8 protein-coding genes are annotated in these 9,498 nt (G+C 43.9%); 6 read left to right on the top strand and 2 right to left on the bottom strand.

Annotated features, from left to right (window positions below):
- A partial coding sequence (locus tag RCH62_RS07935; protein WP_306474977.1) for an ABC-F family ATP-binding cassette domain-containing protein occupies window positions 1-1,134 on the top strand: 1,134 nt, incomplete at its 5' end.
- Between the two features lie 33 nt (window positions 1,135-1,167).
- On the opposite strand, the gene RCH62_RS07930 is transcribed toward RCH62_RS07935, so the two are convergent.
- Window positions 1,168-1,992, bottom strand: coding sequence for a peptidylprolyl isomerase (locus RCH62_RS07930; RefSeq protein ID WP_126404655.1), 825 nt, complete (start codon window positions 1,990-1,992; stop codon window positions 1,168-1,170).
- A gap of 193 nt (window positions 1,993-2,185) precedes the next feature.
- Here RCH62_RS07930 and RCH62_RS07925 point away from each other — a divergent pair, with 193 nt between their 5' ends.
- The 5 genes from RCH62_RS07925 to RCH62_RS07905 all read left to right on the top strand — a co-directional run bounded on the left by RCH62_RS07925 (window position 2,186) and on the right by RCH62_RS07905 (window position 8,948).
- Window positions 2,186-2,968 carry a hypothetical protein gene (locus tag RCH62_RS07925; protein ID WP_373689713.1) on the top strand — a complete coding sequence of 261 codons (783 nt, stop codon included), beginning with the start codon at window positions 2,186-2,188 and terminating at the stop codon, window positions 2,966-2,968.
- Window positions 2,969-3,063: 95 nt separating this feature from the next.
- Complete coding sequence (locus tag RCH62_RS07920; RefSeq protein WP_373689712.1) at window positions 3,064-3,579, top strand: hypothetical protein; 516 nt, start codon at window positions 3,064-3,066, stop codon at window positions 3,577-3,579.
- Window positions 3,580-3,679: 100 nt separating this feature from the next.
- Window positions 3,680-6,031 (top strand): DNA translocase FtsK, encoded by a 2,352-nt coding sequence (locus RCH62_RS07915; RefSeq protein ID WP_306474975.1) that lies wholly within the window; start codon window positions 3,680-3,682, stop codon window positions 6,029-6,031.
- Window positions 6,032-6,131: 100 nt separating this feature from the next.
- Window positions 6,132-6,518 carry a VOC family protein gene (locus RCH62_RS07910; protein ID WP_306474974.1) on the top strand — a complete coding sequence of 129 codons (387 nt, stop codon included), beginning with the start codon at window positions 6,132-6,134 and terminating at the stop codon, window positions 6,516-6,518.
- A gap of 84 nt (window positions 6,519-6,602) precedes the next feature.
- Window positions 6,603-8,948 (top strand): HAD-IC family P-type ATPase, encoded by a 2,346-nt coding sequence (locus tag RCH62_RS07905; RefSeq protein WP_306474973.1) that lies wholly within the window; start codon window positions 6,603-6,605, stop codon window positions 8,946-8,948.
- A gap of 53 nt (window positions 8,949-9,001) precedes the next feature.
- On the opposite strand, the gene RCH62_RS07900 is transcribed toward RCH62_RS07905, so the two are convergent.
- A complete protein-coding gene (locus RCH62_RS07900; protein ID WP_135782627.1) occupies window positions 9,002-9,346 on the bottom strand; it encodes a DUF3397 family protein in 345 nt (114 codons plus the stop codon).
- Window positions 9,347-9,498 lie beyond the last annotated feature (152 nt).

Here is a 9,498-nt window from a genome sequence, read left to right as displayed (position 1 = left end):
TTGGATGCCAAGATTGATGAAGTGGCGCGTGCTCTTGGGGTCATGGACTTTGGCATGGAGACCGATGTGACGGCCCTTTCAGGTGGGCAGCGGACCAAGGTCCTTTTGGCTAAATTGCTCCTTGAAAAACCAGATATCCTTCTCTTGGACGAGCCGACCAACTACTTGGATGCGGAGCACATCGATTGGCTCAAACGCTACTTGCAGAACTATGAAAATGCCTTTGTCCTTATTTCCCACGATATTCCTTTCTTGAATGATGTGATCAACATCGTCTACCATGTGGAAAATCAGCAGTTGACCCGCTATTCCGGAGACTACTACCAATTCCTCGAAGTCTATGAAATGAAGAAATCGCAATTGGAAGCGGCTTATGAGCGGCAACAAAAAGAGATTGCTGATTTGAAAGATTTCGTAGCTCGCAATAAGGCACGTGTGGCTACACGGAATATGGCTATGTCTCGTCAGAAGAAGCTGGACAAGATGGAACTCATTGAGTTACAAAGTGAGAAACCAAAGCCCTCCTTTGAATTTAAAAATGCCCGGACTCCTGGACGCTTTATCTTCCAGGCCAAGGATCTCCAGATTGGCTATGACCGTCCTTTGACCAAACCTTTGAATCTAACCTTTGAACGCAATCAAAAGGTGGCCATCATCGGGGCCAACGGAATCGGGAAAACCACTCTCTTGAAGAGCTTGCTGGGAATCATCCCACCAATCGCTGGTGAAGTCGAGCGTGGAGACTACCTAGAGCTTGGCTACTTTGAACAAGAGGTCGAAGGTGGCAATCGTCAGACGCCGCTAGAGGCAGTCTGGAATGCATTTCCGGCTCTCAATCAAGCAGAAGTCCGTGCTGCCCTTGCCCGTTGTGGCTTGACCACTAAACATATCGAGAGCCAAATCCAGGTGTTATCCGGTGGAGAGCAAGCCAAGGTACGTTTCTGTCTCTTGATGAACCGTGAAAACAATGTCTTGGTACTAGACGAGCCGACCAACCACTTGGATGTGGATGCCAAAGAAGAATTGAAACGGGCTCTGAAAGAGTACAAGGGATCGATCCTCATGGTTTGCCACGAGCCAGACTTCTATGAAGGCTGGATGGACCAAATCTGGGACTTTAATGAATTGACGTAAACACAAAAAGAGAACCGCGAGGTTCTCTTTTGTTTATTTCTTGAAATCGTAGTCTTTTACGATTTCCATTTTTTCAATTTTGACATCTTCTTTTGGTTTGTCTTTGTCGTCCGTTTCAACTTCGGCAATTTTGTCGACTACATCCATGCCGTCGATGACTTGTCCAAAGACAGTGTAGTTCCCACCATCAAGGGTAGGGTTTCCACCATTCTTATAGGCTTCGATGATTTTAGCAGGGAAGCGCTCAGTTGGAAGCTTGCTGGACCAGTCTTCTTTATTTTGGTTAATATAGAATTGGCTACCATTTGTATTTGGACCGGAATTGGCCATGGCTAAAGCACCACGAAGATTGTAGAGGTAAGGAGAGTATTCATTTTCAAAGCCTGCTCCTGAATCTTTAGAGCTATCTTTTCCTTTCCAAATGGACTCACCACCTGTACCATCTCCTTTAGGATCTCCTGTTTGGATCATAAAGTTATTAATCACGCGGTGGAAGAGGAGGCCATTATAATAGCCATCCTTAGCGTGGGTTAAGAAATTCTCAACGGCTAAAGGTGCGTATTTCGGAAAGAGCTTAACGGTAATGTCCCCTTTGTTGGTCGTGATTTTCACGACAGCTTCATCTTCAGCAACTTCGTTGGAGAGCTGAGGAAAGACCGCATTTTCATTGGTCATCGCATCTTGGATATCCTTACGAAGCTGATCTAATTTCTTTTGTTCACTAGCATCTACGCTAGAAGTAGTTGATTGCTTAGTTTCTGAAGCCGAGCTAGAGGATGTCTTTGTATCTGATTGATTAGAGCCACATCCTGCCAAAGCTAAACCGGAAAATACAAGTAGGGCAATTAATTTTTTCATATTAATCCTTTCAACACATTAGTCTACCCTCTATTGTACCTTAATTTTCCATTTGATTCAAATCTATCCTTTGGATGAGGCGATATTCAGCTTGCGGGCCTATGAAAAATGAGGTATGATGGGAGGTAAGTCGTTTTGTTGGAAAATGAACGAATTCCTAAAATAAAACAAATCATGGATAGGAGGCTAAATGATGGATTATAAAACTCTACGCAAAAACTATAGACTCTATATTAGATCTGCAGGCGTCTTGGCAATGCTTTTGATTATTTGCATTGGGTTCGTGGTCAGAGATACCCTTCTTCAGACTGCTGGCCTCTTATTGGTCCTTGCAGGCTTGTTTTTATTTATCTACTTGCTTAAGAAGAGCTACACCAACAAGTGCAACACCTTGCTCCATGTAGACTTAGATTTAGCTTTTTGGCAGCAATACCTTCAGTTGAACAAGAATGTGAAAAAGCCCATTTTACAGATCGATATGAAGCTGACATCAGTCGCTTATTCTTTTATGATGGGAGATTTCGATATTGTCATAAAAGAAGCTAGAGAAGCACTCAGTCAGAAGGAACTACCGCAAAAATATAAGAACTTTTTTGAGAGTTATCTCATGCGATCAATCGTCCTAACAGATCCTGATTTGTCTAGAGAGGAGCTAGAGGCTCAGTTAAATGGATTGACCATTACAGACCCTACACTAGCTGAGAAAACAAGAAAGGTCTGTCTCGCTCTTTATGATTTAACCATTGCCCACCAAAGCAATGACTATTTCGAAGATTTAAGCAATGATTTCAAATACCAGCAGTTAGAGATTATCTACTACCAAGCCTTGAATGCTACTCTTAAAGGCGATAAGTCTAGAGCGGAAGAGCTCTTTCGCAAGTTAGTTTCAGAAGATGAGTCGCTCTATATCGTTCGAAAGGCTAAACAATACTTGGAGAACGAGGTCAATCATCTGTGTCCTCTCCAATCGAAATAGGAATCACCCTACATAACAGTATGTTTTCAAATGAAGTTTTAATTAGTTCAAGAGAGAGATGATCAAAATGGAGAAACAGATGCCTACTATTTCAGATATATTATGTAGATCATGAGGTGGAACCCTATATTTCGCCTGATAGGAATTTGGGAGCTTGGTTGGTGGATCCTAAGCCCGTTTCGAAGAGAAAGATGGAGCTCCTCCAAGACAGCTTACTTGAGGGGGATATCATTCTCTTGTGGCGGATCAACTTTGGAATGTTTACGACAGAGACTTGGTTTCCTAAGTACTTTGAATACACCTATGGGATTCATGCGCCGGAACATGTGAAAGTTTTGGTAGATAAGGGGTATGCTTGTATCGAATCCGCTTTTGATTCGCTGGACCACATCAATGCGACCATGAAAAAAGCCATTCTCAAAAAGAAAGGAGTCGCTGGCTTGTCCAAGATGAAAGCATCCGATTTGAACCAAGCTTTGGCGAATCACTTTACAGAGGAAGAGCTAGCACAACAGTTCTCGGTTCGGGGCTATCAGTTGACGGAGAAAGGAAAGCAAGCCTTGGAAGAGCATCAAGCCATCATCGACCGCCATCCCAAGAAAAATCTATAAGTAACAGTATCTGAGTGGTACTGTTTTCTTGTTGTTTTCGTAAATCGCAGAAAAGGATTTTACTAGAGAACTAGTCTAGAAATGTGGTATAATAAAGGTTATGGCAAACAATAATCAATCAAAAAAAACACGGTCGACGAGACGACTGTCTAAAGCAGAAATAGAAAGAAAAAAAGCAATTCGTCGAATGATCATGACGATTGTCTTAACTCTCGTCTTCATTTTCGCCTTTTTACGATTAGGAGCCTTAGGCATAGTGACCTACAACCTTATCCGGCTCTTGGTAGGTAGTTTGGCTTATGTCGCAATGACGGCTGTTATTTTCTACCTCTTCTTTTTCAAATGGATTGAAAAGCATGAGGGAACCTTGTCTGGCTTTTTAAGTCTTTTTGCAGGCTTGCTACTGATCTATCAAGCTTACTTTGTCTCCCTCTTGAAACTTGAAGGCTCTTCTTTAGGGCCAACCCTATCACGTATTTTAGGGGACCTCGTGCACCTTCGCGTCTCTTCTTTTGCAGGAGGTGGTTTACTGGGTGCTATCTTGTACACGCCGATTGCCTTCTTGCTTTCGAACATCGGGACTTATTTCATTGGAGGTCTCTTGATCGTACTAGGACTTCTCTTGATGAGTTCTTATTCGGTTTATGACTTGTATGAGCAGGCTGTCGCAGCTTTTCACTCCTTTATGGAAAAACGGGAAATTCGTCGTCAAGAGCGCTTTGTCGAGCGTGAAGAGAAGAAAGTCCTTCAAGCAGAAGCAGAGGAGGCTGCCCGCATCGAGCAACTTGCAGAAGCTAGTCCCGTGAGCACAGAAGGCTATCCTGTAGATCTTGAGACAGGTGAGGTCATGGAACCTGTGATCGAAGCAGAAACGCCTGTAGAGGAGTCCTACCCTCAAATCTATCTACCAAATGAAGAAGAAGGTTATTCGGAAGACTGGCCAGAAGACAATCCAGAGGAAATGGAAGAACTTCCTGAGGAGGATATGGATGAAGAAGTCACTGTGGACTTCACACCTAAGGAACTCCTTCAGTACAAACTTCCAACGATTGATCTCTTCGCACCTGACAAACCGAAAAACCAATCCAAAGAGAAGAACATCGTTCGCCAAAATATCCGCATTCTGGAAGAAACCTTTGCAAGCTTTAACATCAAGGCGACAGTGGAACGGGCGGAAATCGGTCCTTCTGTCACCAAATATGAGGTCAAGCCGGCTGTCGGTGTGCGGGTCAACCGCATCTCCAACCTAGCAGATGATTTAGCCTTGGCCCTAGCAGCCAAGGATGTGCGGATCGAAGCACCGATTCCAGGGAAGTCTCTGGTCGGAATTGAAGTGCCCAATTCAGAGATTGCGACGGTCTCCTTCCGTGAATTGTGGGAGCAGTCCAAAACAGACCCAGCTAAACTCCTTGAGATTCCTCTTGGGAAGGCTGTAGATGGTTCAGCTCGGACCTTTGATTTGGCCCGGATGCCCCACCTCTTGGTAGCTGGTTCTACCGGATCTGGTAAATCGGTTGCGGTTAATGGGATCATTTCGAGTATCTTGATGAAGGCCCGTCCGGACGAAGTTAAGTTTATGATGGTCGATCCAAAGATGGTGGAGCTTTCTGTCTACAATGATATTCCCCACCTTTTGATCCCAGTGGTGACCAACCCACGCAAGGCCAGTCGGGCCCTACAAAAGGTTGTCGATGAGATGGAAAATCGCTACGAACTCTTCTCGAAAGTGGGTGCTCGGAATATTGCTGGCTTTAATGCCAAGGTTGCGGAGTACAATACCCAGTCTGAGATGAAGCAAGTACCACTTCCATTGATTGTGGTCATTGTCGATGAGTTGGCAGACTTGATGATGGTGGCAAGTAAAGAAGTGGAAGATGCTATTATTCGTCTTGGACAGAAGGCGCGAGCGGCAGGGATCCACATGATCCTTGCGACCCAACGGCCATCGGTTGATGTTATTTCAGGTTTGATCAAGGCCAATGTACCTTCCCGTGTTGCTTTTGCGGTATCATCTGGGACCGACTCACGGACCATCTTGGATGAAAATGGGGCGGAGAAATTGCTCGGTCGTGGGGACATGCTCTTTAAACCGATCGATGAAAATCATCCGATTCGTCTACAAGGGTCCTTTATCTCAGATGATGATGTGGAGCGGATTGTGAACTTTGTTAAAGAGCAGGCAGAAGCTGATTATGATGATGCCTTTGATCCAGGCGAAGTATCAGAGTCGGACTTTGATGGTGGTATGGGTGGCTCTGATGAAGGCGATCCTCTCTTTGAAGAGGCCAAAGCGCTCGTGATCGAGACCCAAAAAGCCAGTGCGTCGATGATTCAGCGTCGCTTATCAGTTGGCTTTAATCGGGCGACTCGCCTCATGGAAGACTTGGAAGCAGCAGGTGTCATCGGACCAGCTGAAGGAACCAAGCCAAGAAAGGTCTTGCAGACCAATTAATCTTTCTTTAAACGAAGAAGGAATGAGATATTTGACAATAGCAAAAACCTGCCTGTAAAAGGGGCAGGTTTTCTTTACAATAAAAAGAAAAGGATAGCAGATGCACCTCGATACCATTCACCATATTGCCATTATTGGCCACGATTATGACAAAACCAGAGAATTTTATGTAGATAAATTAGGCTTTGAACCTTTAGACGAACACCATCGGCCAGAAAAGCAGGATATTCTCTTTAATATTCGAAAGGGAAATCTGATCTTGGAAATATTTATCAAACCAGATGCCCCAAAGAGACCCTTTCTCCCTCATCCAGAGCATACAGGTCTTCGTCATCTTGCTTTTCGAGTGGAAGATGTTCAAGCCTGTTTAGTAGAGTTTGACCAATTAGGGATCCCTCATACAGAGCTACGAGTGGATGATTTTGATGGGCGCAAAATGGCCTTCTTCTTTGATCCAGATGGCTTGCCTCTGGAACTCCACGAGTAGGTATAAAAAATCTTCGGTCTCTAGTCTCAAGCCAGAAGACATTCCTTTTGCTAAACTAGATACAGAAATAAGAAAGAAGAAAATATGGAAGAGAAGCGATATGGCGGACTAACGAATGAGCAAGTCCAAAGCAGAATTAGAGAAGGCAAACAAAATCGAGTAACCATCACGGCAGAAAAGTCGACCAGAGAGATAATTTATTCAAATGTTTTTACCTATTTCAACCTGGTTTTTGGTATTCTAGCTATCTTATTGATACTAGTACGGTCTTGGAACAATATGTTATTTGTTCCCATTGTGGTCGTTAACTCCTTGATTGGGATTGTTCAAGAATTGCGGTCCCGTCGGATTTTGAATAAGATGCGCCTCCTTCAAGTGGAGAAAGCTCGAGTGATTCGTGAAGGAGAACGGCTGGATCTTCCTGTCGACCAGGTGGTAGAGGGGGATGTCGTCTTGTTCCAAGCAGGGGATCAGATCTATGCGGATGCCAAGGTTCTGGATGGCTCGATCATGGTCGATGAGTCTCAATTAACAGGTGAAGCAGATGAAATCCCTAAAGGTGAGAATCAGAAACTCATGTCAGGAAGTTTTGTTATCTCAGGTCAAGCAGTTGCCGTCTTGGAACAAGTAGGAGATGCATCTTATATTAATCAGCTGAGTCTATCTGCTAAGAAAGTCAAGGGACACGAAGAATCCGAAATGGTTCATGCTGTGGATGGTCTCGTCCGAATGATCGGAATGATTCTCATCCCGATTGGCTTGCTCTTGTTCTTGCAGAGTTATCTAGGAAATCAAGACTCCCTCAAAGTTAGCATTACCTCCATGGTCGGTGCCATCATTGGGATGATTCCAGAAGGGCTCTACCTCTTAATGACCCTGGCCTTGGTGCTTGGAGCAACCCGTTTAGCCCTTCAAAAGGTCCTACTCAACAGTATGAAGGGGATTGAAACCCTATCTCGTATCGACGTCCTTTGTCTAGACAAGACGGGAACCATTACCGAACACAGGATGCAGGTGAGTGAGCTCCTCCCCTTGGCACTAGCTGAAAAAGAAGGCAGAGAAATATTAAGTCACTATCTCCAAGCAAGTGAGGATCAGAATGATACTATTACGGCCATTCGGCAGTATCACTCAGTCCAACCCACCCAAGTATGGACCGTTCAAGACCGTCTTCCTTTTTCATCTAAGAAGAAATTTGGGGGCCTTCAGTTCCAAGAAGGGATCTACCTGTTAGGGGCGCCGGATGTTTTGCTTCGAGATGATCTCGATGCTTACCAAGAAGTCTGGCAGCGAGAGATTGAACGAGGGGCGCGTGTCCTTATTTTGGGGCATTACCAGGGGGAGCAATTGACGGAAGTATTAGAAGCTCCAGTCCTTCCCCTCCTAGCTTTGGTCTTGGAGAATCCTGTACGATCGACTGCTCCTGAAACCTTTGCTTATTTCCAAAAACAAGGGGTGACCATCAAGGTTATTTCAGGGGATCATCCTGTGACAGTTGCTGCCGTTGCTCAAAAAGCAGGTATTCCTCATGCGGATCAAGTGGTCGATGCTAGTCAGCTCAAGACGCGTGAGGAGGTAGTAGAGGCGGCACGGACCTACACCGTCTTTGGACGAGTTAGTCCAGAACAAAAACAAATTCTCGTAGAGAGCTTGCAGGCGGATGGTCATAAGGTTGGAATGACAGGAGATGGGGTCAATGATATCCTTGCTATGAAAAAGGCTGATTGTAGTATTGCCATGAATACGGGACATGATGCGACCAAAAAGGTGGCCCAGGTTGTGCTTTTAGATTCAGACTTCTCTCACATGCCATCTATTGTGGATGAAGGTCGCCGAGTGGTCAACAATATTCAACGTTCGGCGAGTCTCTTTTTGGTCAAGAATATCTTTTCAATTTTATTGGCTATTTTGGCCATTCTATTTAGTTTCACCTATCCCATCCAGGCTTCTCAGATGTCCTTGATCAGTGGATTTACCATTGGAATCCCCGGTTTCTTGCTTGCCTTGGAGAAGAATCGTGCCCGGATAGAAGGAGACTTTATTGAAACCGTGATAGAGCAAGCTCTTCCAGCTGCCTTGACCAATCTCATATCAGTCCTTTTCCTTGTGATTCTGGGTCCTTTCCTTGCATTAAGTCAGGGAGAAATTTCGACCATCTCTATCTACTTGCTGGCTTTGATTGGCTTTACAAAAGTATACCAACTCAGCCTCCCCTTTAATCATGTAAAATTGGGCATCATCCTTCTGAATATAGCTGGATTTTGCCTGTCGGTTTTTGTATTTTCTTCCATTTTTAATCTCAGCCATCTTCATCTGACTGGCTGGATCATGACCCTTGTCCTAGGACTGGTCATGGAAGGAGTCTTGTGGTTGATGAATCGTCTTATTTATTCCTTAGTGACCCGTCTGCATAAGTCCAGAAACAAATAGAAAAACGGTATGAACTATGATTTTAGTTCATACCGTTTTATTGATGCTATAGATCAGATGAAGAGACTGATCGTCATAATGAGGTAAAGGAAGAAAGTAATGAGGAAGCCTGCTCGCCAAAAGTATTTAAAAAATTTCGGATAATAAAAGCTATGTCTCTTTTTCAAAAAATAAATGGTTAAGCCAATAGCTAAGAGGGACAAGGCCAATAGCAATTGCGGCAACAAATTATGATAGTAAGCCGCATCTGAAATTAAATAGTATTCTAGCGCAAAAAGAGGAAAAGCCAGGTCGGCAAAATTCCAACCATATCGACGCAGTTTAAAGACTCGAATAATAATCCCACTGAGAATCAGGGTCAAAAAAATAAATACAAGGGAAGCAACTTTTATTAACATACCTCCATTTTATCACAAAAGTAAAAAAAGTGTGATAGAAATGAAATTTTTTCTTGCATTCGGAAGAAAATAGTGTATAATAGAAAGGTATGCGTAGAGCATACTTGTGGGAGGTAAAAATCTGTAATTACCGCCAAAACCACAAAGGAGGA

The sequence above is a fragment of the Streptococcus sp. genome (assembly GCF_030825805.1).
In the GTDB taxonomy this organism is placed as follows: domain Bacteria; phylum Bacillota; class Bacilli; order Lactobacillales; family Streptococcaceae; genus Streptococcus.
The sequence above is the reverse complement of the archived record's forward strand: the minus strand, read 5'-3'. Positions and strand labels throughout refer to the sequence as shown.